This window comes from Candidatus Neomarinimicrobiota bacterium (assembly GCA_017656425.1).
Taxonomy (GTDB): domain Bacteria; phylum Fidelibacterota; class UBA2242; order UBA2242; family B5-G15; genus JACDNV01.
In genome coordinates this window covers 1-25,333 of sequence record JACDNV010000018.1, presented here as the reverse complement: position 1 = coordinate 25,333, position 25,333 = coordinate 1, and the positions used below count along the sequence as shown (strand labels likewise).

Annotated in this window: 20 protein-coding genes; all 20 read right to left on the bottom strand. The window is 33.4% G+C overall.

Going from position 1 to position 25,333, the window contains the following annotated elements:
- Positions 1–26: 26 nt before the first annotated feature.
- Positions 27–2,351: a family 43 glycosylhydrolase gene (locus H0Z29_10445; GenBank protein MBO8131910.1), complete on the bottom strand. Its 2,325-nt coding sequence runs from the start codon at positions 2,349–2,351 to the stop codon at positions 27–29.
- 11 nt (positions 2,352–2,362) lie between these two features.
- On the bottom strand, positions 2,363–3,934 hold the full coding sequence (locus H0Z29_10440) for a T9SS type A sorting domain-containing protein (GenBank protein ID MBO8131909.1): 1,572 nt from the start codon (positions 3,932–3,934) through the stop codon (positions 2,363–2,365).
- 169 nt (positions 3,935–4,103) lie between these two features.
- Positions 4,104–5,093 carry a ribonuclease HII gene (locus tag H0Z29_10435; GenBank protein ID MBO8131908.1) on the bottom strand — a complete coding sequence of 330 codons (990 nt, stop codon included), beginning with the start codon at positions 5,091–5,093 and terminating at the stop codon, positions 4,104–4,106.
- Between the two features lie 9 nt (positions 5,094–5,102).
- Positions 5,103–6,266, bottom strand: a complete 1,164-nt coding sequence (locus H0Z29_10430; GenBank protein MBO8131907.1) for a glycosyltransferase — start codon at positions 6,264–6,266, stop codon at positions 5,103–5,105.
- The gene (locus H0Z29_10425) at positions 6,263–6,865 is read right to left on the bottom strand and encodes a glycerol-3-phosphate acyltransferase (protein ID MBO8131906.1); all 603 of its coding nucleotides are present in this window, start codon (positions 6,863–6,865) and stop codon (positions 6,263–6,265) included. Before H0Z29_10425 ends, H0Z29_10430 begins: the two co-directional genes overlap by 4 nt.
- A gap of 343 nt (positions 6,866–7,208) precedes the next feature.
- Positions 7,209–9,350 carry a S9 family peptidase gene (locus H0Z29_10420; protein MBO8131905.1) on the bottom strand — a complete coding sequence of 714 codons (2,142 nt, stop codon included), beginning with the start codon at positions 9,348–9,350 and terminating at the stop codon, positions 7,209–7,211.
- A gap of 3 nt (positions 9,351–9,353) precedes the next feature.
- Positions 9,354–12,230 carry a DEAD/DEAH box helicase family protein gene (locus tag H0Z29_10415; protein MBO8131904.1) on the bottom strand — a complete coding sequence of 959 codons (2,877 nt, stop codon included), beginning with the start codon at positions 12,228–12,230 and terminating at the stop codon, positions 9,354–9,356.
- Between the two features lie 3 nt (positions 12,231–12,233).
- A complete protein-coding gene (locus tag H0Z29_10410; protein ID MBO8131903.1) occupies positions 12,234–13,421 on the bottom strand; it encodes an NAD(P)/FAD-dependent oxidoreductase in 1,188 nt (395 codons plus the stop codon).
- Complete coding sequence (locus H0Z29_10405) at positions 13,418–13,609, bottom strand: 4Fe-4S binding protein (protein ID MBO8131902.1); 192 nt, start codon at positions 13,607–13,609, stop codon at positions 13,418–13,420. The genes H0Z29_10410 and H0Z29_10405 overlap by 4 nt, the downstream gene beginning before the upstream one ends.
- Positions 13,610–13,633: 24 nt before the next feature.
- Positions 13,634–14,593, bottom strand: coding sequence for a UbiA family prenyltransferase (locus H0Z29_10400; protein MBO8131901.1), 960 nt, complete (start codon positions 14,591–14,593; stop codon positions 13,634–13,636).
- On the bottom strand, positions 14,590–15,960 hold the full coding sequence (locus tag H0Z29_10395; protein ID MBO8131900.1) for an amidophosphoribosyltransferase: 1,371 nt from the start codon (positions 15,958–15,960) through the stop codon (positions 14,590–14,592). Before H0Z29_10395 ends, H0Z29_10400 begins: the two co-directional genes overlap by 4 nt.
- 6 nt (positions 15,961–15,966) lie before the next feature.
- Positions 15,967–17,028 (bottom strand): PHP domain-containing protein, encoded by a 1,062-nt coding sequence (locus tag H0Z29_10390; GenBank protein MBO8131899.1) that lies wholly within the window; start codon positions 17,026–17,028, stop codon positions 15,967–15,969.
- Positions 17,025–17,366, bottom strand: a complete 342-nt coding sequence (vanZ, locus tag H0Z29_10385) for a VanZ family protein (protein MBO8131898.1) — start codon at positions 17,364–17,366, stop codon at positions 17,025–17,027. The genes H0Z29_10390 and vanZ overlap by 4 nt, the downstream gene beginning before the upstream one ends.
- Positions 17,363–18,712 (bottom strand): sodium-dependent transporter, encoded by a 1,350-nt coding sequence (locus tag H0Z29_10380; protein MBO8131897.1) that lies wholly within the window; start codon positions 18,710–18,712, stop codon positions 17,363–17,365. Before H0Z29_10380 ends, vanZ begins: the two co-directional genes overlap by 4 nt.
- A 13-nt stretch (positions 18,713–18,725) precedes the next feature.
- Positions 18,726–19,250 (bottom strand): hypothetical protein, encoded by a 525-nt coding sequence (locus tag H0Z29_10375; protein MBO8131896.1) that lies wholly within the window; start codon positions 19,248–19,250, stop codon positions 18,726–18,728.
- Positions 19,247–20,131, bottom strand: coding sequence for a diacylglycerol kinase family lipid kinase (locus H0Z29_10370; protein ID MBO8131895.1), 885 nt, complete (start codon positions 20,129–20,131; stop codon positions 19,247–19,249). Before H0Z29_10370 ends, H0Z29_10375 begins: the two co-directional genes overlap by 4 nt.
- Positions 20,132–20,142: 11 nt before the next feature.
- Positions 20,143–20,529, bottom strand: a complete 387-nt coding sequence (locus tag H0Z29_10365; protein MBO8131894.1) for a RidA family protein — start codon at positions 20,527–20,529, stop codon at positions 20,143–20,145.
- Positions 20,530–20,545: 16 nt separating this feature from the next.
- On the bottom strand, positions 20,546–20,962 hold the full coding sequence (locus tag H0Z29_10360; protein MBO8131893.1) for a DNA-binding protein: 417 nt from the start codon (positions 20,960–20,962) through the stop codon (positions 20,546–20,548).
- The gene (gene gcvPB / locus H0Z29_10355; protein MBO8131892.1) at positions 20,959–22,413 is read right to left on the bottom strand and encodes an aminomethyl-transferring glycine dehydrogenase subunit GcvPB; all 1,455 of its coding nucleotides are present in this window, start codon (positions 22,411–22,413) and stop codon (positions 20,959–20,961) included. Before gcvPB ends, H0Z29_10360 begins: the two co-directional genes overlap by 4 nt.
- A gap of 8 nt (positions 22,414–22,421) precedes the next feature.
- Positions 22,422–25,034 carry an alanine--tRNA ligase gene (gene alaS / locus H0Z29_10350; protein ID MBO8131891.1) on the bottom strand — a complete coding sequence of 871 codons (2,613 nt, stop codon included), beginning with the start codon at positions 25,032–25,034 and terminating at the stop codon, positions 22,422–22,424.
- Positions 25,035–25,333 lie beyond the last annotated feature (299 nt).

Here is a 25,333-nt window from a genome sequence, read left to right as displayed (position 1 = left end):
TATTAATAATCCTTTTAAGCTTAACCCTATTCTATATATGCCATCTTTCTTACATCGCTAAAAATTAAATTGTTGTTATCTCTATACACTCTTAGTCTGTAAAAATAAATACCTGATGATAAAATTTCTTTATATCGTCCATCCGGCCAGATTACTCTATAAAGGCCATGATTTAAGTGTTTTTTCTCAGTTTTATATATCTCTTTTCCGGCTATATCATAAATTGATATTTCTACATAACCACTGACTGGGAGTGAAAATTCAATAGTTGTTGATGAGTTAAATGGGTTTGGATAGTTCTGGTATAGAGAAAAACCGTCCGGTACATGGCTTGAGCTTTGCTCGTCAATAGCAACAGAAGAATCGGAAATAAAAACTATACTTTTTAACTTTAATAATTCATCTTTACCGCCAGTAAATCTCAAATATAGATCATGCCTACCACTGATATCAGAGTTAATATTAGTTCTGAATTTTTTAAAGGTAGTCCAATCTCCAGTATTTTCTACAGTTACTTCTGCAATCTTATTTCCGGTATCAATTGAATCCAACCACATCTCGATGGTACCACCTGATGTAGCACTTGAAGCTTCTACCTCTACTGCAAGTGGCTTTTTTGGATATTCCTGTCTTCCACCAAACTCAACTCCTGCATACAAAGCCCAATCGCCAATCTCAATTCCACTAAGAACATATTTTCCACCGACTGCTTCCCTTTTTATACCATACCAATTGGCTGGAGCCTCTGCAAGTATAGGAGAATATGCATCTCTATATATGTAACAATCAAAATCAGCGCTGTTCCTACCTATAACAAACAACCCCTGTCTATTCCCTGTAAATTTATTAAAACTATTTTCTGGTTCACCTCTATCCAATACAGTTATATCAATTGGTTCTCCAACCTCAGTCCAGTTTATTGTATCATAGCTATAATAAGCTGTAACTATATGATTATCCCTGTATAACTTTAACCAAACAGGTCCTGTTTTCTCTTTAATAACCTCATATTTCGTGTTATTGTATTCAAATGAAAAACGTATAACATCTTTATTTTGATCATTCTCTGAAACACAGAGTTTTACATATTTTGTCTCCGGACCATTTATAATCCATAACCCTGCTTCATCATCTGATGTCATGGGATTAAAATCTATTCTTGTCATTAGAGAATAATTTCTTTCTCCATCATTCTTTATAACTGTAGTTGCTTTTGTGAGGCTTTTTGGATATAAACGTAACCAGCCAGCTCTTTCCTGTAGAGATATCTTATTTGCTTCGGTATATCCGAGTATAGACCATTCGGGATTTAGTTCATCAGATTCAAAAAAATCGGATTTTGGTACCATCCAGGGAATACCACTGCTTGGTAAATTGGGTGCTGGTAAGGGAGCGTTTATTGGATAATCCGCTACTGGCCTTCCTTCTTCATCATATCTTACCTGACTCAATAGCCCCTGCCTACCATGTCCATACCACTCGCTACTATTTGATGTATTATACGCATGATACATAACCCAATGTGTACCATCATTAAGTGTAACGACTGGAGATGCGTGATTTGGTCCGGAAAATAAAGCTGGATTTGATCCTTTATCCTTAAAAAAATCACCGAGCATTTCCCACGAAATTGAATCGTCTGTCAAAGTAGGACTCCTCATTGTTTTCTGACCACCAGCCAGATTCAAAGCAAAACTGTAATAATAATATCCGTTATACTTCCACATCACAGGGCCTTCTGCCCAACTATATGGATAATTTGGAGCGGGATTAAGCCATGTCAAATCCAGTATTGAACCTTTTGGTTGTCCATCAGGACCGAGCTCGACAATCCAGTTATTCACTTGCCCATTTTTTACAAGCAGATACCATTTCCCATTATCATCAATGAAAATTGAGTTATCGTATCCCAGCCCAGGTACCCCAGGAGGACAATTGACCTGTACTGGTTTACTCCAGGGACCTTCAGGTTTTTCAGCTTTAACATAGAAAAATCCCCTGCCTTGTCGACAGAAGAAATGCCAGTAATATCCATTGTAATAAACTATATGTCCTCCCCAGATACCCAAACCGGGCTCATCACCATATTCGCTCCAGGATGCTGATACGGGCCTTGCTATCGCCTCCCAATGCACAAGATCTGTTGACCTATATATTATTGGCGTTGGATTAAATGAAGAGCCAGAGGTATAAAAATAATTTCCAATTTTAGTTAAAGTTGGATCTGGATGATCACCAGGGATAACAGGATTTACAAAAGTTTCAAAAGATGGGGATCGAGCATCAATTCCTGTGATAAATAGCGTTAAAAAAATTAAAATAATTGATAATCTCCTGTTAACCTCAGACATATCCCCTCCATTTATTTAATCAACAATAATTTTTTTGATACTTTTTTACCATTAAGTTCCATTGTATAAATATAAACACCACTTTCAAGGCTAGACCCATCCAGTATTACTTCATAAGTTCCACTATTCGATAAACCATCAAATATTGTACAAACTTCTTTACCTAATAAATTATACAATTTTAACTTAACATAACACTTATCAAGAACGGAATACCTTATCTTCGTAACTGAATTAAAGGGATTTGGATAATTTTGAAATAGGTGAAATTCATTCAATACATTTCTGTTTTCCACAATACCATCCCTTATCTCATCAGAAACAAACGTGGTAATACTGGATGCCGGAAGGGTTATAGAAAATGCGCTATCAGTTACCATTATATCTTCACCTCTTTCGCAATTTTTACCGCTGGATGTTGTGAACGGTGTAAATTTTGATACTATACCATCTTTAATAATAAAATCTTGTTGCTTATCTTCGCTACCTGAATTTATAGCGACAATTATAATTTTATTATTTATCGAATCGCCTTTATAAGAAGTTACAAATACATCTCTCTGAGGTATATAGGTAGAGTAAACTCGTCTGTACCCTGGTCGTATAAACCTTGAAAATTGCGACATCACGTAACCCTTTTTTGTAATCTTCCCTCTGGGAACGAAAGTTCCATCAGAAATAGGGCCATAGTATCTAACAATATACCACCAAACATAAGCACTCATACCGACATTCATACAGCTCTGGATACTCTTTGCGGTTTGCATCGCACCAGCCCAACCAGTATCAATTCCAGTATCAGTAGGTTCACTACCGCTATTAATCAGATATTCAGTCATCCATATTTCTTTTCCTTTCTCCTCTGCAAGAGGATAGGGAGCAATTCCACCCCCATAAATATGTCCTGCGACTATATCCAAATTTGCACATGCCAGAGAATCATTTAATATTGGATCTGACATTTCTCTTCTAAATTGATAAGATTCAGGAGCCATAATTTTTACACCTTCCGATCTGATTATGGAAACATTTTCCCTTAAAAACTTTACCATATCACTTGCTGTCCAATCGCATGATTCATATCCTACTTTTATATCTGGCTCATTTTGAATTGAAATAGCATATAGTGGGGCACCATTCTCAGCCATATATTCAGCAAAGGATTTTAAATACTCTGCAAAGTCATCGTAATATTCATCAAGAAGTCTACCACCAACTACATTGTTATTACTTTTCATATAGGCTGGGGGTGACCATGGTGATGCAATAATTTTCACTCCTCTTTCATAGGCAGCCTTCGCTGTTCTGACATTCATACTAAACTGATCTTCGTCATTCGGTACTCTAATTCGCAATATCGTAAATCCAAGTTGCCCCTCACCTGTACCAAAAGCCTTTTCTATCTCTTCATCAGTCATATCAGGACGCCATGGTTGTATATTTGCTGCACCAAATCCCTGGATTACCTGTTTTGTACTATCAAGATAAATATAGGCAGAATCCCCTATTAACATCTGCCATAATGAAATAATTATTATCACTACTGTTATATAACTGATTTTTCCCAGTCCAATGTGTTTCATTAATTCAGCCTCCTGTCTTTATTCCCTACAAGAATGAATTAATATTATTTTTCCATTTTCAACCATCAACCGTATTAAATTAAAAATACATCATATAATTTATAATCATTATATTGTTTAACAATTAAAAAATTGGGATAATTATAGAAAAAGTTAGGCGTCGGGTGAGCTATTCTATTATAAAGGCATTAGGATAGAATCTTATTTTTTCAATTTTATTTTTCAGATCGATGGCAATGACAGAAAATTTAACATCAAGATTTGTTTTATATCTTTGTTCAAATAAAAATTGTTCGGCTATTTTTGCTATTTGAGACTGTTTAATTTCGTCGACACGAAACTCAGCAGGACCAAATCTATCACTAAGTTGGGTCTTGACCTCCACAAAATATATACATTCATCCTTTTGTGCTATTATATCAATCTCTCCCAATGTTCCCACTCTGTAATTCCTTTTTATAATATTAAAACCTTTGTCGAATAAATATTTCACTGCAAGTTGCTCACCATATTTACCAATGGTTTTATTATTCTTATAAATGTTATTCAAATATTCCTTAACTCTGGAAAAAGATTTTCTATGAATGGGACTTGGATTATGCTTTTTAATTGCTTCAATGTGCTCCTTAGTCCCATAACCCATATGTTTTCCAAAACCATATTCAGGAAAAATTTTGTCATATTCTCTCATTAATCTGTCACGAAAAACCTTTGCAAGAATTGAAGCTGATGCTATTGTAAAGGACAGTTTATCTCCACCGTGTATAGCTTTCTGAGGATAAATTTTCTCGGGTAGTCCATAACCATCAACTATTATATAATCTATTTTCAGTTTTAGACTACCAAGTGCTTTTCGCATAGCTTTATGTGTAGCCTGTAAAATATTTATTCTATCAATCTCATTATTATCAACAACACCTATACCGTAGGTAAGTGCTTTAGTTGTAATTTCCTCAAAAAGCTCTTCTCTTCGTTTTGGGTTTAATTTTTTTGAATCATTTACACCTTCTATGTATTCATCGTGGTCAAAGACTACAGCAGCGGCTACTACAGGTCCGGCAAGAGGTCCCCTACCTGCCTCGTCAACACCAGCAATATGTTTATATCCTTTTTGCCATAAATTTTTTTCTATATCAAGAGAAATAAAATTTTTGCCCATCGCTTATGGCTATAGCCAGCGGACTTCGTGTTTCAGGACTTTTCTACCTTTCCAAGCTGCTTTACCAGCAATAGTTGAATAAAATGAGTAAAATGCCATTAGAATCCATATTGTAACAGTAATTGGATATAGAAGAATCAGGCTTGTGGAATATTTAAATCTATTATAAGGGATATAAAAGGTAATGGAGAGCGCAGTCAAAGTCCCCAGTGAGTAATATAGGACAGATTTAGTTATTGTATATTTTAAAAATTTCAATGCAATTATATATATAGGACAAAGAAATACTACTGCGACAAAAGTCCATACCAAGAAGTAAGTAAGAATTTTATAATTAAAAACTCCAAATAAATTTTTTCCAAAACCGTGAAATACACTTTTTAAGTCCTCATACATTCTGCAGCTTACATGATCACTGATATCAATAAAATACCACTTGTATCCGTATTCTTTTATTTTTCTTCCTAGGGCAATATCATCTGCTATCTCATCCCTAACGCTTTCAAATCCTCCAATATCTTCAAGTACCTCTCTGCGGAATAGCATAAATTGGCCAATGGTAACAGTAGCTATCGGGCTTTTCATTTTTGATATCAATTTTATAGGCACTATCGTATGAATTCCAAAGGAGATAAATGGTATCGCTAACTTTTCTGAAAAGGAATATGCTTCTTCCTTTGGTAGCCCAGTTAATAAGTCTGCATTCTCTTTAATAAGTGCTGATACTGCAAGCTTTAAAGTATTTTTTCTTTTATAAACCGTATCAGCATCTGTAAATAGCAGAAGATCACCATTAGCATAATTTGTCAATTGAAAACATGCCCAGTGTTTTCCATACCATCCTTCTGGCAAAGGCTGACCTTTTATTATCTTTAAATTTTTATATTTTTTTGCAATATCATGCAATATTTCTTCAGTTTTATCTTCACAATTATCAAGCAAAACTATTACTTCAAAGTCAGGATAATCCTGATTCAAAATGCTTAATACACATTTTTCGATTTTTTCTTCCTCATTCCGTACAGGAATTAAGACAGATAGTCTTGGCAAACTTTTTACCAGTCTGTACTCGCCAAGTCTTCTAAAATTTGATAGATTATTGATAGAAATAAGTAGAAAGGTTAGCGATGAAAGAAATGCTATAACACTTATTAAATGTAAAGTCGAGCTCACTTCCCCACCCCGATGAGTTTAGTCACCCAGTCCCTTGGTAATATTCCACCTTTAAGGTCCTTATAATGTTTGTATATTAATATAGATAAGTTAGTTAGAAATAAACTTATTGCGACAGTATTTCCTATAATAAAAATTGGATATGCCCCAAAGATTAAAAATCCAGCAACGACTGACCAGGCATCCTGCTTTTGTATCGATGTAAAAATCAACATACTTATTCCAATAAATGGAAGGGCATCAAAATTTGTATATGCCATCCAGACACCATAGGTAACAGCTACTGCTTTACCCCCTTTGAAACGCAAAAATGGAGTAAAAGCATGACCTAAAATAGGAGCGATTAGTATTGGTATTAACGCCAATGAACTATCTGACATATTCTGTTTTATTATTATCACTGGAATGAATCCCTTACCAAAATCCAGTATCGCTGCTAACAATCCAATCAACCATCCACCAGCCCTTATAACATTTGCAGATCCAGGATTGCCATCCCCATAATTTCTAATATCTTTTTTAATAAACAGTTTTCCTACAATATATGAGTAAGGGACCGCACCACTTATAAAGCATAATATTGTTAATAATACTACCATCACCTTTCAATTATAAAACTAATAAAAATATTTTGCAATTTCAAAATTGTAAGAATCTATAATCCAAGCTCTTTTAACTATTTATCTGTTATAACTTCTCTTACTTTCGATAAGAGTCCCTGCATAGAATATGGCTTCTGAATAAAATTTACCACTTTATCAATTTTATTATAATTTTTCCAATTATTCAGGGAACTTGTCATTATAGAAAATTCCATCTTCTCAAGTCGGGCAATAAAATTTTTAAAATCAATCTATGATTTTATTTTTTAATATTAAAAATATTTTTATTGAAATCCTTCAAGAGATTAAATATTTAATGAGTAATTTTTAAAAGAATTCACTATAAATTTTCCTCTATAAAATTTGTCATCTCTTCAAATAGATGAATTCTTGCTTTGTCTCCACGTATACCATGTTTTTTCTCAGGATACACTAAGAACTTGAAGTGTATATTATTTTCGATAAGTTTTTTAACAAATTGCTCTGTATTCTGAAAATGAACATTATCATCTGTCAACCCGTGTGCTAAAAATAATTTAGATTTTATATTTTTCACAAAATTTATTGGGGAGCTATTATAATACCCATCCTTATTGTATTGAGGTAAACCCATATATCTTTCAGTGTAAATAGTATCATAATATCTCCAATCAGTTACTGGCGCTATTGCAATGCCAATTTTAAATACATCAGGTTCCTTAGTCAGTGCCATCAAAGTCATATACCCTCCGAAGCTCCATCCCCAGATGCCGATTCTATTTGTGTCAATATATGGAAGACTTCTTAGATAATCAACACCAGCAAGTTGATCATCGAGTTCGTATTTCCCAAATCTTAGATATATTTTTCGCTCCCAATCTCTTCCCCTTGCTGCAGAACCTCGGTTATCCAATGAAAAAACTATATAGCCTCTTTGCGTTAATAATAGATGCCATGGATTAATGAAACTGTTTTGAACAACCTGTACGTGTGGTCCACCATAGACATAAACAAGGACAGGATATTTTTTCTCAGGATTAAAATTATAGGGATAAAACATAACACCTGTGAGTGAATCGCCATTATGGGATTTTATCTTTACAAAAAGATAATCGGGCATTAAATATTTATCCTCGTCCCAATTTTTGTTCTTGTATATATCAGTAATTTTATTACCATTGCTATCGCATAATATTGCATTTAAGGGTTCATCAAGTCTAGAATTTATACACAAAAAGAAATTCAATTTATTTGAAAATATACCATCATTTGTACCTGGTTTGTCGTCAAGTCTATATATCTTCCCGCTTTTGATATTGACTCTATAAATATGTCTCTCAAGATATGAATCCTTTGTACTGGCGAAATAAATCCAGTCTTCCTCTTCATCAACGCCATAAAGTTTTGTTACATTCCATTCACCAGAAGTCAGGGTTTTTAACAATTTTCCATTACTATCGTACAAGTAGAAGTGAGTATACCCGCTTCTTTCGGAATACCATAAAATTCTATCTGAGTCTTTAAAATAATAATATAAATCTTTTATGTTTACCCAGAATGGATCTTTTTCCTCAATAACAAGCTTTACTCTTCCATCTCTTATGTCGTAACGATAAAGTCTTAAAATATTTTGATTACGGTTTAATGTCTGAATATAAAGTTCATTACTACTACCCCAGTCTATACGTGCGATATATTCTACATCAATCCATGGCAATGTTATCCAGTTAATCCTTTTGTTACTAATATTAATTAATCCAACTTCTACTCCTGGATTATCAGTTCCAGCTTTTGGATAGTATTCCCAGTATATTTTAGGATAAATACTATCCTGATAGATAATGGGGTATTTTCCTACCTTCGATTCATCCAGTTTCAGAAATGCTATATATTTATCATCAGGAGACCAGCAATATCCTGAACTTATCTGGAGTTCCTCTGGATATACCCAATCAAGTTCTCCAAAATAAATACTATCATTACCTTCGGTGGTTATTTGCTCAAGCTCTTCTGTTTTTAAATCAATTAACCATAAATTATGATTTTTGATAAAGCTTATGTATTCACCGTTATTTGAAAACCTTACATCTGATTTCTTCCGACCATCTTTTGTAAGCCTTCTATATCTTTTGTTTTTAACATCAACTATATAAATATCATTGTCTTTTATTGTAACTAAATTTTCACCATCGGGCGACCATTGTATATTTTTTATATCATCTATTGTCAACATACCAACTAAATCATTACCGTCCAGAATTACATATTCATTTTTTCTTACGGGATCATATCCGACGAGCTGCTTTGCTGAATCATTCACAGTTTTGAAATAAGTAAGATGTTCAGTATCTCCCTTCCATGCGAATTTGAAACTATAAAATTCCTTATTGTTTAAAGCCGGATCTTCATATATATCCCTTACAGTCAGGAATTTTTTCTCTTGAGCCAGTATATTTATGGCTAAAATGCCAGATAAGGCAACAAAAAATATTTTTCTTATCATCTACTATTCCCGAGAGCTAAAAAATCTGCCCGACAATTCTAAGGTTGCTCCGATTCCGCGAACCTTCACTACCTTAACAGGTAATGCATCTTTAAAAAATCTACCGTAATATTTCGTATCAATTCTATTGTCAAAATTAATAACAATTCCTATATCACTTTTTGACCTTATTAGTCTTCCAAACCCCTGCCTAAATTTAATAATTGCTTCAGGAATATAATAATCAATAAAATAGTCTTTGCCATCTTTTTCCAGCTTCTCACAGTAAGCTTCCACTAAAGGATCAGATGGTACATCAAATGGTAATTTTTGAATAATCAATATCTGTAATGAATCACCAACAATATCAATTCCTTCCCAGAAAATATCAGTCCCAAGTAGCACAGATCCTTTATTTCTCCTGAACCTATCTAGTAAAACCTCCTTTGATATACGTTTTGTTTGTACCAGGACCTCAATTCCATTTGATGATAATATTGAATTTATTTTATCATAAACTCTTTTCATCGCTTCTATTGACGTGAAAAGAACGAGTGTACCTTTTCTATACGTAATACTCAATTCGATTATCAGATTTGATAACTCATTTAATGAATTAAGTTCGTTTTTATCGCTATGATAACTAAAAAATACCAGTTGATTTTCATAATCAAAGGGTGAACTTATAGTACTTGTAATTATCCTGTCTTTATCAATTTTATTCAAACCAGTTCTATCCAGAAAATATTCAAACTCATTATTAACTCTGATTGTAGCAGATGTTAATATTGCCGTTTTCAAATCATTGAATAGATTTGAATACAAATAATCTGATACATCAAATTTTGAATAATTAAGGCTCAGATTATACTCATTCCCATCTCCTTTTATGTAGTACCATTTTATAAAATCTTCACTCGCCTCATCATTCGCTACTATTTCCATAGCCTCAACTAATGAACAAAGGTTATCTATGGTATTTCTATATTCCACCACTATTTCGTTATCATGAATACCAAACTTAAACAGTGTACTATTCAATGTCTCATAAATTTTATTAAGGGTTTCATATAAATTTCTCGATGCTAAGATTAAGGAATCAATTTTTTCTTTTATATGATTGCCAAAGACATCTACAAAACTTTTATATCTTTTTTTATCACCATAAGAAAGGAATTTTTCAAAATCATCTATCTTCCTTCTAACAACAGCAATCATTTCAGCAAATAGTTGAAAAAATAAAGGTTTTAATTTATCTATCATATCTTTAGCATTATCAAAATATTTTTCTATGCGAACGTACTCATCGGATAAGATTACTCTTTTTGATAGTATTTCTATCTCATCTAGTATCCCATGTTTTTCTTTTCTGGCATTATAAATTCTATCCAATAAACTCCTTATTTCGTTTAGAGAAATCTCAACGGTTAGACTATCGTAGGTATTCTTTACAAGGTTATGCGCTTCATCTATAACAAGCACAGAATAATCTGGGATAATTTTTTTACCCATTCCAGTATCAGATAAAAGTAGTGAATGATTTACAATTATCAGGTTTGAATCATTTAATTTTCGCCTTATCTTCCCCAGAAAACAGCCATTATATTTACTGCAAACAGAGGTTGTGCAGTAGCCGGGCATGGAACATATCTCCTTCCAGACATTTGAATATCCATCTGAGTTTAAGAAACCTGAATTTTCTGATATATCACCTGTTTTAGTTTTTGAAAGCCAAGTTACTATAGGCAAAATTCCGGTTCTATTGTAGCTTCCTAGATACCTCTGTAAATTGTCTAAAACTCTATTCCACCTCGTTAAACAAATATAATTACCTCTTCCTTTTAAAAGCACTGCACGACCGGGCAGTTTAATGTCTTTTAATAGAATTGGCATGTCTTTATAAAATAGCTGCCCCTGTAGTGCCTTTGTATTACATGCTATCACCACCTTTTCATTTTTATTCAAACCTGACCAGATTAGAGTTGGCAATAAATAGGCTAAACTTTTACCAACACCAGTACCTGCTTCTATTATTGCAAACTTTTCATTTTCAAGTGCATCTACAATGTCATTTACCATTGAAATTTGTTCATCCCTCTCTTCAAAACCCTCAATTAGTGCCTTTATTTGACTATCTTTTTTGAAATAACTATATACGTTCTGCAATGATGACAGTTGACAGTTATTATCATCATTCTCTATAATATTTTCAGGCGCTATCCAATCACATTCGCTATGATTTTGATTAATCATAAAGCTATTTCGGATTCTATAATCAATAATTTTTTTAAAAAAGTATTTATGTGGATCGCTAGTATCTTCTAGTATATAGTATAAAACTTTCAACACATCTTCTTCAAAACTCAAAACGCTTGGTATTATTCTACTAAAAATTTCACCCGTTGCAGTTACATCATCGACAGCTCCGTGAAACTCAAATCCTTTAATGTCTAAACTTGAACAAATTGATGAAAGGCTAAATCCTGGTAAATAAAATAAAAATGTCCTTGAAAGTAATAACGTATCGATAATTAAAAAGTCGCTAAAATCAATTTTTATGTTCATCCTATCCAATTGTGCTTTAAAAAATCTCAAGTCAAAAGATATATTATGACCAATAATTGGTTGATATCCAATAAAATCGATAATGTCTTTAACAAATTTTCTAAAGTTAGGCTTATTTTTCACCATATCATTTGTAATACCGGTAATTTTTGTTATTTCTTCTGGTATTTCAGAATCAGGTTTACAAAGGGAAGAAAACTTTTCTCTTAGAACTCCCTTCTCGTACCTTGCAAGGGCAAATTCTATTATAGAGTCGGTACAGGGATTTAAACCTGTAGTCTCAAAATCCATTATAACAAAGGATTCGAGACCAAGATCTTCCCATTTTATATCCATTTTTTATAATCCAGCAAACACTTTCGCTACATCCACTAAAAGAGAAGGTTTGCGTCTAACTGCAAGGGTAAATATTTTTGTTAACGTAACTTTTTCTGGTGGCGTATCGAATAGATTCTTTGCAATATCATCAAGTTCTTGATCCTCAAGGGTTCTGATAAATTCTTTTAATCTATAATATCTTTTTTGTTCACCTCCATATTTCTTTAACCAATTCTTTTGATAACGCATTAGATAATCTGAACTACAATCATTTTCCTTTATTGCCTCACCAGCTAATTCGCCCGCCATTTTACCCGATGCTAAGGCTAGAGATATACCCCCTCCTGTCATAGGATTTACTTGTCTAGCAGCATCTCCAATGACTATAAATCCGTCGCCTACCAATTTTTCAAGAGGTTTAGTACATGGTACCCCACCAGCTACTATGGTTAGTATCGATGCACCCGGAAATCTATTCTTAACAAATTCGGTTAAATAATCTATCGCATGTTTGCTATTTGAAAAATCACCACTGATTCCAAGACCAACATTCGCATCCCTTTTTCCTTTCGGGAAAACCCATAGATAGCCACCTGGTGCAAGCTCTTTTGATAGATAAAACTCTATCCTATTTGATTTAACATTAATATTGCCTAAATGCATTTGTACACAGGATTCCATATCTTTAATTTGTACATATGTATTGATACCAACCATTCTTGCTATTCGAGATTCTACACCATCTGCAGCAATTACAATTCTACCTTTTATTGTATACTTTTCACCTAAAACATCTATATATACATTCCTATAACCATTCTCAAAATCCGAAACCTCTCTGACATTAGCCCTCGTCAAAACCTCAACCCCAATATTTGATGCTTCATTAGCCAAGTAGTGGTCAAAAATCCTTCTATTAAGGATAAATCCTCTACCTGGTATATATGCGTCAACTATATAGCCATTTGGGGAAACAAATCTCACCTCACTAATAATTGTTGCAACCCACCTAAAGTCAATGTCAGGAACAAACTTCTTCAAGGACATTTCACTTACAGCTTCGCCACATCGCACAGGTACGCCTATTTCACGGTCCCTTTCGAGAAGAAGAACACTATTTGCACCATTTTTCTTTGAATAATAAGCCGCCATTGAACCTGCTGGTCCAGCACCAATAACAATAACATCATATACATCTTTATTGATCATACCCTAACGTCCTCTTCTTTTTGTTGATTAATTGCTCGGAATGGACATATATCAACACAATTAAGGCATTCGATACACTTTTCATTATCAATGATAATCCTTGTCTCAAAAAGTTCCATGCAGTTTTGTGGACATACTCCTATACAGGTTCCGCAAAGATCACACAATGATTCATTTACAACAATCATAATTAACCTCTAACTAATTGATATCTAATCAACTTTAAATGTAGGATAATCAAGATTAAATCTTGATGTATAATAAATCCTTGACAGATAGTAATTTAATGCTAATAATATAAAGAAATATGGAAACTGCACACATAAAGTAAGCCCCAAAAATAGAATCGGATATCTTATACACCGAAATATCGATGGTAGATTATTTTTAAACAATAATATTACAAAAAGAGGTATGGAAAGTAAAGATGGTAGACTTATAACAGGATCATCTACATAAATTCCAAAAATAAGCGCAAGGAATACAAAAATAACTGACAAATAAATTGTTATACTTTTACCATATTTTACTGGAAATGTATTTTTACCTGATATTGCATCACCATTATAATCAGGAAGCATTGTCAATAGAGTTACAGAACTTAATGCAAAAACATAAGGTACCGAAAATAATAAAGTGTCGAAATTTAATGCTCCTGCCGTGCTCCAGCCAGCAACAAAAAGTAAGAGGCTTCCACCAATATTAGCAAAAAATCCAAGAATTGGTCTATCTTTTAGTCTGAAAGGTTCAAAATTATAAAAATATCCCCATAAAGCACCAAACAAAATCAATATGACCAGAGCGATGAATTGGAAAGTAATAATAAAATAAATATATGAAATTATTAAGGAGATAATCGCAATTTTACTTGCAGTTTCCGGATTTACGTATTGCTCTGACACTAAAAACAATTTTTTATTAATCTTATCAGTATTAATATCTTTTAACTGATTAAAGATAAACACTGCGCCTGAAAGCACTGTAACAAAAAGCAAGTTTAGAACTATTTTCAAGTTAAAATTTGTAACCCACCACAATGTTTCATTTTTAGAAGTAAAAAATGCAGAATATCCAGCAAGAGTAATTATCCATACAGGGAAAAATAGTGTCGGCCTAAAAATAAACAAATAATCTAAAGGCTTTACTAATCTTTCTGGTACTTTAAGCTTCATATATCTTCCTTACTTTTCTTATATTCAGTTATTGGAATAATATAATCACCTGTAAAACATGCAGTACAAAAATCCTCAGGAGGAAATGACATCGCATCAAGTAAACCTTTCACACTCAAATATTCAAGTGAATCAACTTCAAGATATTCTTTAATCTCATTAACCGTTTTTTTAAATGCTATTAACTCCTCTTGAGATGGAAAATCCATACCGTAATAACAAGGAAATCTTATTGGAGGTGAACCTATACGAATATGTACTTCTTTTGGATTCTCTTTTTTTATAAGGGAAACCAATTTCTTCAATGTTGTACCACGAACAATAGAATCATCTACTACAACACAAACTTTATCCTTTATTATACCAGCGATGGTATTGAATTTTACTTTAACAGAAAAATCTCTAATTGTCTGATGTGGGTGGATAAATGTTCGACCTATATAATGATTCCTTATTAATCCTATATCAAACCTGATACCAGACTTTTGAGCATACCCAAGTGCTATGGTATTACTCGAGTCAGGTATTGAAAATACTATATCAGCATTTTTAACCGGACTTTCCAATGCGGATATTTTACCAAGTTTTCTTCTTGCTTTATCTACGTTCTCACCGAATATCTTACTATCAGGACGTGAAAAGTATACATATTCAAAAATACAGTAATGGGGTATTGGTTTCTCAAACTGAATTGACCTTACTTTTGTTGAATCAACGATAATCATTTCCCCAGGATAGACATCTCTCTCATAATTTGCACCGATAAGATCAAAAGCACAGGTTTCTGAAGCAAAAACTACCGAATTGCCTAATTTTCCCATACATAATGGTCTAAACCCATACTTGTCTCTAATGGCAAATAATCTATCATCAACAATTATAAGTAAAGAGTAGGCTCCTTCAACTCTTCTCAATGCATTTATCAGTCTTTCTTCAATCGTGTCACCCTTTGACTGAGCCATTAAATGTATTATAAATTCAGTATCACTTGTTGTTTGAAATATAGCTCCATTATCTTCAAGTTCTTTTTTTAACTTTTTAAGATTTACAAGATTACCATTATGAGCTATTGCAATATTGTGCCCTTTATAATTAAAAACTAATGGCTGTACATTCAATAAAGTGGCTTCCCCATGGGTGGAATATCTTACATGTCCTACAGCAATATTACCTTTAAGAATTCCAAATTTTTCTTGAGTATCAAATACTTCAGAAACAAGCCCAAAATCTTTAATTATATGGAGTCTTTCACCATTACATGATACTATTCCTGCCGCTTCCTGCCCTCTATGTTGCAATGCGTATAGACAGAGGTATACAAGATTTGACGCATCTTGATTACCATAAACAGCTGCTATCCCACACATATCATTTCACCTTTCAAAATTTCCAATTACCTTTATATGATTTGTATAAATCCAGCCTCTTCCTTCCTTTTCCACTTCGAGCCGATAAATACCACTAGGTACATCCAAATTTAACGTATTTATTTCATTTTTATAAAACACTTTCCCATCTTTTATGACTTTACAAACGGCTTTATCTGGTAATATTGCTTTAAGCGTTACATCATTACTTATTACCCTATCACCCATATGATAAATATTGCCTTCATTTTCAGCCCAAAACCTGAATCCCCTGGCGTCACCTCGTCTATAGTTTGATATAAAACATCTACCATTTTTTATTGCATTAAAAATCAACTTTTCATTTTCCTTTATGGACTTTTCTTTTGAAATTGGCTTATCGAGCAATAGATGAGTGCGAATTGATTTAAACATTATTTTATAATCGAAAATTGATTTAGAAAAAAGTCCCAGTACTTTTACTTTAATTGCATGTGCATCAACAGAACCGATTCCTGTTACTTTCCTAACTTTATTTACATTATCCCACCACTGAAGCAGGTTCTTTTTAGGAAATGTAGAAAAACTTCGAGGATGAATCGCATTCCAGTATTTATTCCTTATAGTTGTTTTCTCCATCCAGTGAGACATCATATTCCAGATTTCTATTGTTTCTATTCCTTTATAATCAAGATTTCCCCATGGTGCCGGCGGATAACCAGGTAATGCATGTTCAATATCTCTTTCTTCAAAAGGATGAGCAACAATACCCAATCCACCTAAGGCTTTAACCCTTTCAATATATTCCTCGTGAGATAGATCTTTCGGCAACTCTTCATCAATACCAAAAGCAAGAAAGTGATGTCTATCATCTTTATCATTAATTTCATACCCTACAATTACAAAAAGACCATTATACCAGCCACCATAACCATCTCTTTTGGGTTGTAATGTCATATGGTCAGAAAACATAAGATAATCAAGGTTCGCTTCTATCCCTTTGCTAATAATATCTTCATAATTCCCTGAACCGTCGGAATAAATAGTATGGATATGTATGCAACCTACATATTCTATTTCACTATTCATAAGTTATTAACAAATATCAAAGCCAATCCAATTCCAACCATATCAATAACTAAATCCTTTCTACTGAAATAAGTTTTTTTATAGTACCTATCATAAAATTCTTTTAATAATCCAATATTAAAAGTAACTATAGCTGAATATTTCTTTGCGTTTTGAGAAGAATAATCATTATACCTGTTAAAAAAATAATAGTTAGCCGTCACTAAGAAGAATGAAGCTGTCAAATGCTGATATTTGTCAAAAGCTAACCATTTATCCCGTTGATTACAAACCAGCGGACTATGAAAAAGAATAAAAATGATGATTAATACCAGGATGCAAGGGAAATACTTTTTCATAATATACCCAAGCCTGTAAAAAATACAAGGAGTATTAAAACAGGAGCAAGATATTTGACTACTATAAACCAGCAATTCAGCAGAGGCTCTGGAAACCTCTTAACTCCCTGTATTAGATACCTTATAGCCTTTTCTTTACCCCAATACCAACCAATAAAAACTGATATCAATATCCCGCCTGTCGGCAATAATATATTTGCTGCAATAAAATCAAAAAACTCAAAAAATGTCATTCCAAAAATCTTAAAATTTTTGAATACACTGAAAGACAAGCCACTTGGAATACCAATAACAAAAACTAATAACCCAATGAGGATCACACATTTTTTCCTATTTGCTTTCAGTTCGTCTATTGCAAATGATGTTACCACCTCAAATAGTGATATTGTTGATGTAAGAGCTGCAAGGGAAAGTAATAGAAAGAAAAATATTCTGAATATATACCCACCTGGTATGGAATTAAATATAACAGGTAATATATAAAATATTAGAGCGATCCCCTGATTTGGCTCCTGTCCCATTGCAAAAAGTGCGGGGAAAATCATAAATCCTGATACAAGTGCTACAAGAGTATCTAGTAGAACAATATTTAAAGCCGAAGAAGGTAAATTATCTTCCTTAGACATGTAGCTACCATAGGTCATCAACGCCCCCATTCCAAGGCTTAATGAGAAAAAAGCCTGTCCTAGCGCCATTAAAAAGGTTTTACTATCTATACGATGCAAATCTATCTTTATCAGGTAGTTTACACCTTCTCTTGATCCAATCAATGTTACGCCTCTTATTACCAATACAATAATCAAGATAAATAAAAGTGGCATCATTATCTTTGCTGATTTTTCTATTCCCTTCTTAATACCAAAGAAAATTATGATTGTAGAGAATGCCATAAAGATGGCATGATATAAAAGCGTCCAAAGGGGATTATTACTTAAAATTTTAAAATACTCTGAAGCCTGATCTGGGGTTATAAGTTTGTTAAAAGAACCACGAAAAGATTCTATAAAATAACCGAAACTCCAACCAGCTATAATATTGTAATAGCTTAATATTATAAAGCCAGCAAAAATTCCCATATAGCCTACTAATGTCCAGAATTTATTTCCGTTTGTTAAAACTCGAAAACTTCCAACTGGATTTCTCTGAGCAGTTCTACCAATCAAAATCTCCGCAATTAGAACTGGGAGACCAATTATACAAACACTCAACAAATATATAAATATAAATGCAGCCCCTCCATTTTCACCCACCAAATATGGAAATTTCCAGATATTTCCAAGACCTATTGCTGAACCAGCTGAAGCAAGCACAAATCCAACCTTGGAAGACCATCTTTCCCTTTCCATTAAACTATACCTCCTAAAAGTTTATAACAAACTTTGCACCCACTCCCTTAATTGGATCATAGAAGAATCTAAATTTAGTTTCCTCGGGGAAATAATATAACTCAGCATCGACATACGCATCAAGTATATTATAAAGATATGTTGCTACAGCCCACCATACATATTTATTCCTTTTTTCTCTTGGTCTCCATGTACTCAAGTTCAGATCAAATCCTGTGTATTTTTTTATAGAATCCTTCCTCGCATCCTCTGATAGAGAAAACCACACCTCTGGACCTACTATATCAATAGTCCTGTCAACATATCTATTTATCTTATGATAGTATGAAGCCTTGTAGATAAAAAATGCTTCCGCAGAAATCATTAATACTGCTTTATGGTACTTCTTTAAATATATCTGCCCCATTCCGGGAAACATTATAGAATAAATTAGAGCTTTTTTTGAACTAATTGTATCGATATCCGTCGTATCGGCCGATAATAAAATTTTATCTATAGCAATAATTATAATAATAATTGTTTTTAAGTTATATTTCATCCTGAAATTACAAGTGCCGATTTTGGATAAATGGTTATTTTTACATCTTTACCCTGGCTCTGGAATAGCTCACCATCATAATGTATTGGTAAATTCAGATGACTTCTTATCAACAAACTCTTACCTCTTAGAATGCTAACTTCTTTTATTCTTTCTATTGTCCCATCTTTAAGGCGAAATAGGTTGAAAATGACTTTAAATATTGGAAGGTTATCGATCTTACAAATGTCAAAATTTTCATCATCTACAACTGCATTTGGAGTAAGTTTCAAGCCCCCGCCAATATAATTTCCATTGCCTACTGCAAGAAGGAAGACATGCATCTTCCCGTAATGTTTACCATCTATTTCAAGGTGAATGGGAATGGCTTTCCATACCAGCATGCAATATAATATGGTTGTAAAATATATTATTGGACCTTTTAGTATTTTTATCTTCTTTGCTACGTGGCTTACGTATCCATCAAATCCGATTCCAACACCATTTAAGAAAAATTTATCTCCGATACTACCAATGTCTATTTTTCTTGTGTTAAATTTTAATATCTTTTCAATAGTCTCTTTTATATCAAAACTCATTTTCATACTGCGAGCAAAATCATTACCAGTTCCCTGAGGAATTATTCCAAATGGGGTATCTGTACCTATGAGCCCATTCATAACCTCATTAGCAGTTCCATCTCCACCAAACGCAAGTACTGCGTCATAATTCTTGTGTATTGCCTCAGCTATTTGTGTGGCATGCTGTGGATATTCGGTAAAATAGAAATCGAAATCCGCATATTTCGCATTGTCAGTTAGAGATTTTAATACTTTCAATTTTTTTAACGTCCTTCCTCGCCCTGCAATTGGATTTACAATTATCGCAAATTTCTTCTTCAATAAATACACCCCTATTTGAGAGTTACAACTGCATCTATTTCTATCATAGCCTCTTTTGGTAAACGTGAAACCTGCATAGCTGACCTTGCAGGTGGATTATCAGAAAAATATTCATTAAAGACCTCATTTAATTCTCCAAAAAAGCTAAGGTCAGTCAAATATACCGTTAATTTAACAATATTCTCTATATTGCTACCTGCAGCTTCTATAATTGCTTTTATATTCTCTAGAACTTGCCTAACCTGTTCTTTAAAACCACCATCAACGATCCTGCCTGTCTCTGGATTAATTGGAATCTGCCCAGCAGTAAAAATAAAATTATTTGAAATTACTGCCTGACTGTAAGGACCTATTGCAGAAGGAGCCTTATCTGTCTTTACTATCTTTTTTGAACACATTTAAAAACCTCTTTGTTTATAAATCCCATATAAAAAGACCAACATTATCATCGTATTTTCTATTTATTTCAATAGTTGGAATGATAAAAAATTCACCCGCACCTGAAATTTTCGCAGAATTAAGATGACCTCCTATCGTTTTGAAATCACCATCTGAAAGGACAACATGTAAATGAACAAAAACCTCTCCATCTTTCAAAGCGATATTTCCCAGACATGATGCCATTTCATATTCCCCATGGAATTCCTTTGTTCTATATTCTTTCTTACTTACATCAAAATAGGACAATACAGGATCAAAAATAGCACCAATACCTGAAATTTTACCACTGACAATCTCTTCATTTTCTGCAAATTCCATAAGTTTCTCAATAACTGATTCACCCTTATCAATCTTCACTATGTATACATTTCCACTTTTTTTATATTTCATAATTCACCACCTTTATCTTTATACCAATTGACCTTCAATTCCTTATTTGCCTTTAGATCGTTTACCCTACTGACAGGGGTATTATGAGGTGCTTCATGAAGTAAATCAGGATTTTCCTCTGCCTCTTTTCTGATTTTAATCATAACGTCAATAAATCTATCAAGTGTCTCTTTGCTCTCAGTTTCAGCCGGCTCTATCATTAAAGCCTCAGGCACTATTAAAGGGAAATAGATCGTCGGTGCATGCATACCAAAATCCAGTATTCGTTTAGCTATATCAAGTGTCCTAACTCCATACCTCTTTAAATTCTTTCCTGATGCGACAAATTCATGCATACATGGTCTATCATAGGGAACCTCATAATATTTTTTTATCTTTTCTTTTAAATAATTAGCATTTATTATAGCATTTTTGGATGCCTTTTTTAATCCCTCAATTCCCATCATCCTTATATAGACATAAGCCCTTACAATTATTCCGAAATTTCCATAAAATGATAAAACTTTACCTATGGAATCAGGTCTATTATAGTCAAAACTGTATTTACCATTTTTTAGAACAATCCGAGGAACAGGTAGAAATTTTTCAAGTCTCTTTGATACAGCAATCGGACCACTACCCGGTCCTCCACCACCATGAGGTGTGGAAAAAGTTTTGTGAAGATTAATATGAACAATATCAAATCCCATATCACCGGGTCTCACAATACCGAGTAAAGCGTTAAGATTTGCTCCGTCCATATACATTATACCATCATAGGAGTGTACGATCTCTGAGAGTTTTTCAACATTTTCTTCAAAAATTCCAAGTGTATTCGGATTTGTCAACATTAAACCGGCTACATTCTCATTCATTTTTTCTTTCAAATCTTCCAGATCGACCATTCCATTTTCATCAGTCTTGAGCGATAATGCTTTAAAACCACATGAGCTAACACTGGATGGATTTGTCCCATGGGCAGAGTCAGGAACCAGAATATATTCTCTATTCTCTCCTTTCTTGTTATGATATTTTTTCATTATCATAACGCCTGTTAGTTCTCCATGTGAGCCCGCCGCCGGTTGCAATGTAGCAGAATTCATCCCAGTAATTTCACACAAATATTTTTCCAGTTCATACATTATTTGCAAAGCTCCCTGAACTGAAGATTCGTCTTGAAGTGGATGTAACTCTGTAAATCCGGATAAGGAAGCAAGTTTTTCATTAATTTTAGGGTTATATTTCATTGTACAGGAACCTAACGGATAAAAATCTTTATCCACATGATGATTCAAAGTTGATAGTTTAATAAAGTGTCTAACAACTTCTGGCTCAGATACTTCAGGTAATTCTGCCTCCTTAATACGTAAGTACTCATCAGGAATAAGTTGTTCTACTTCTTTGTAGTCAAATTCCGGTAAAGAATAACCAATTTTACCCTCTTTTGAATATTCAAAAATTAATTTTTCCATTCAAAGTCTCAATTTTTATCTAAAACTTCTCTTATTATATCTATTGATTTTTTCAGCGCTTTGTGAATTAAACTTGGTTCTCTTCCGCCAGCTGTTGCGATATGAGATTTACCACCTCCTCCACCACCCATAATGCTACCAATTTCCTTGGCAATGTCACCAGCTTTTATTTTATATTTACTTATAACATCGTCTGTAATAGTTACTACAGCTTTTGGTTTACCGTCTATAATAGTTCCAAGTATACCAATGCAATTTCTATTTTCTTCTCTTATTTTGTCGGCTATTTCCATTAGCATTCTCTCATCTAATTCATAAAAATATTTACTTACAACTGTTAATTCTCCCAAATTCTGTTTGTCTACTTCTTTTATTTTCAAATCATCGGTATTGATTAACCCTATCCCCCTCTTCTTTAGGGCTTTATTTTCTTCGATAAGTTTTTCCACTCTTTTTATTAGTTCTTTATGGGAAATTCCAAATTTTTCTTCCAGCGACTTTATAATCTTGCTATAAGTTCTTGATACTTTTACTGATTCCATGCCTGTTACAGCTTCAATTCTTCTTACTCCAGCAGCAACAGATGTCTCACTTAAAATTTTAAAATATCCAACTTCCCCCGTATAGTCCACATGAGTACCTCCGCAAAGTTCTTTGCTAAAACCCTCAACTTCAACTACCCTAACGATTTCATCATATTTTTCACCGAAAAGAGCAATTACATCATCTTTTTTTGCTTCATCAAACTTTTTATATGTTTTTATCACTTTTCTATTTTCTAAAATAATACGGTTCACTATATCTTCAATTTTTTCTATTTGTTCATCAGTTAGTTTTTCATAATGTGTAAAATCAAAGCGTAACCTTTCAGGTTCAACAAGCGAACCAGCCTGATGAACATGCTCTCCAAGAGTTATTATCAGAGCACGATGGAGTAAATGAGTAGCAGTATGATTCCTCTTTGTTGCATCTCTTAATTCCTTATTAACCTTAGCTATAACTTTGTTATCATCAATTTTTCTTTCACCTTGCTTTAGTTTTCCTATGTGGATTATAGAATCATTTGCTTTCTTTGTATCGTTTACTTCAATGATAAAACCTTTACCTTCAATTACACCTTTATCTCCAACTTGACCACCTGACTCTGGATAAAAAGGAGTTTTATCTAATACTAGATACGCAGTATCACCACTAAAATGGTACCTTACAATTTGAGCTTCACATTCTATATTTTCATATCCGATAAATTCTGAATCTGCTACACCTGAAACATAAACCCAATCAATTTTCTTCATATCATATTTATCCTGAAAAGAAGAATATGCTCTACCACGTTCCCTCTGTTCTTCAAGCATCTTATTAAAACCATTTTCATCAATAGTTAAACCTTCTTCCTCTGCCATCAATTTTGTTAGATCGACAGGAAATCCGTATGTATCATAAAGTTTAAATACGTCTTCCCCATTTATAATCTTTCCACCTGAACTTTTTGTTTTTTCAACTATACTTGTAAAAAGATTCAAACCTCTATCAAGAGCCTCGTTAAACAGCTCTTCTTCATATTTTATAACACGCTTAATATGGTCAGTTCTTTCCCTTACTTCAGGATAAACGTCACCCATTATATCGGCAAGTATATCAACCAGTCTATAGATAAATGGCTGATGCATACCAATAATTCTTCCAAAACGAGCTGCCCTCCTTAGTATTCTCCTTATAACGTACCCTCTACCTTCATTAGAAGGTAATCCACCATCGGCTATTGCGAATGAAAGCATCCTCACATGGTCAGAGATAACACGATGTGACACACCATTCTCTTCGTTATATTTAACTCCCGTAATGTCTTCTATCGCATCAATCAATGGCTTAAACAGATCCGTATCATAGTTTGATTTTTTCCCCTGGATTATCGCAACTATTCGTTCCAGTCCAGCACCAGTGTCAATATGCTTCATAGGCAATGGAGTTAATAAACCATCTTCCACTCTATTATATTGAATAAAAACTAGATTCCATATTTCTATATACTCTGGATCACCGGAGTTTATTTTCTCAGCACTTTGCGACTCAGGCATGTCACCAATATAGTAGTGAATTTCCGAACAGGGTCCACATGGACCTGTCTCTCCCATTTCCCAAAAGTTATCCTTTTCTCCAAATCTTAAAACCCTTTCAGGTGATATATCTGTAACTTCTTTCCAAAGGCGCTCGGCTTCTTCATCACCTTTATATACGGTAGCCCACAATCTCTTTTTATCAAGGTTCCATACCTCTGTTACAAGCTCCCACGCCCATTGTATGGCTTCCCTTTTATAGTAATCACCAAATGACCAGTTACCAAGCATTTCAAAAAATGTATGATGGTATGTATCCTTTCCTACCTCTTCTAGATCGTTGTGTTTTCCACTTACACGTATGCATTTCTGTGCATTTGCAACTCTTTTATATTTCGGTTTCTCGAGGTTTAAAAATATTGTCTTGAATTGATTCATCCCTGCATTTGTAAAAAGTAAGGTGGGATCATTTTGCGGTATAACAGGTGAACTTTTTACAATTTCATGCCCTTTTCCTTTAAAAAATTCCAAGAACTCATTTCTGATTTGTTTTGAACTTTTCATAATTCCCCAAATATCAATCCTCAAAACCTCAAAATTACAGTAAGTAACAAAGATTAACAATATATAATTAAATATGAAATTTATAACGGTATTAAAATTACCACATCGATAATTTTATTTTGATAATTTTTTACTACTCCACCCTATAAATATCATTACACACCCGTTTTTAACTATATTTCCATTAGTGAATAAATATAGTGTTAAGTGCAATGGCTTAATGTAGAATGCAGAATGCAAATTTAAAAATGCAAAATCGCTTTTTGTCAGATTTGGCTTTTGTACTCAAAATGTAGACA

Coding starts and splice junctions, on each gene's coding strand:
- H0Z29_10400 (MBO8131901.1), bottom strand. CDS start 14,593: ATGAAGCTTAAAGTACCAGAAAGATTAGTAAAGCCTTTAGATTATTTG.
- alaS (MBO8131891.1), bottom strand. CDS start 25,034: ATGAAAAGTTCAAAACAAATCAGAAATGAGTTCTTGGAATTTTTTAAA.
- H0Z29_10360 (MBO8131893.1), bottom strand. CDS start 20,962: ATGAAATATAAAAAAAGTGGAAATGTATACATAGTGAAGATTGATAAG.
- H0Z29_10375 (MBO8131896.1), bottom strand. CDS start 19,250: ATGAAATATAACTTAAAAACAATTATTATTATAATTATTGCTATAGAT.
- H0Z29_10405 (MBO8131902.1), bottom strand. CDS start 13,609: ATGATTGTTGTAAATGAATCATTGTGTGATCTTTGCGGAACCTGTATA.
- H0Z29_10440 (MBO8131909.1), bottom strand. CDS start 3,934: ATGAAACACATTGGACTGGGAAAAATCAGTTATATAACAGTAGTGATA.
- H0Z29_10390 (MBO8131899.1), bottom strand. CDS start 17,028: ATGAATAGTGAAATAGAATATGTAGGTTGCATACATATCCATACTATT.
- gcvPB (MBO8131892.1), bottom strand. CDS start 22,413: ATGGAAAAATTAATTTTTGAATATTCAAAAGAGGGTAAAATTGGTTAT.
- H0Z29_10420 (MBO8131905.1), bottom strand. CDS start 9,350: ATGATAAGAAAAATATTTTTTGTTGCCTTATCTGGCATTTTAGCCATA.
- H0Z29_10380 (MBO8131897.1), bottom strand. CDS start 18,712: ATGGAAAGGGAAAGATGGTCTTCCAAGGTTGGATTTGTGCTTGCTTCA.
- H0Z29_10365 (MBO8131894.1), bottom strand. CDS start 20,529: ATGTGTTCAAAAAAGATAGTAAAGACAGATAAGGCTCCTTCTGCAATA.
- H0Z29_10425 (MBO8131906.1), bottom strand. CDS start 6,865: ATGGTAGTATTATTAACAATATTATGCTTTATAAGTGGTGCGGTCCCT.
- vanZ (MBO8131898.1), bottom strand. CDS start 17,366: ATGAAAAAGTATTTCCCTTGCATCCTGGTATTAATCATCATTTTTATT.
- H0Z29_10395 (MBO8131900.1), bottom strand. CDS start 15,960: ATGTGTGGGATAGCAGCTGTTTATGGTAATCAAGATGCGTCAAATCTT.
- H0Z29_10410 (MBO8131903.1), bottom strand. CDS start 13,421: ATGATCAATAAAGATGTATATGATGTTATTGTTATTGGTGCTGGACCA.
- H0Z29_10415 (MBO8131904.1), bottom strand. CDS start 12,230: ATGGATATAAAATGGGAAGATCTTGGTCTCGAATCCTTTGTTATAATG.
- H0Z29_10445 (MBO8131910.1), bottom strand. CDS start 2,351: ATGTCTGAGGTTAACAGGAGATTATCAATTATTTTAATTTTTTTAACG.
- H0Z29_10435 (MBO8131908.1), bottom strand. CDS start 5,093: ATGGGCAAAAATTTTATTTCTCTTGATATAGAAAAAAATTTATGGCAA.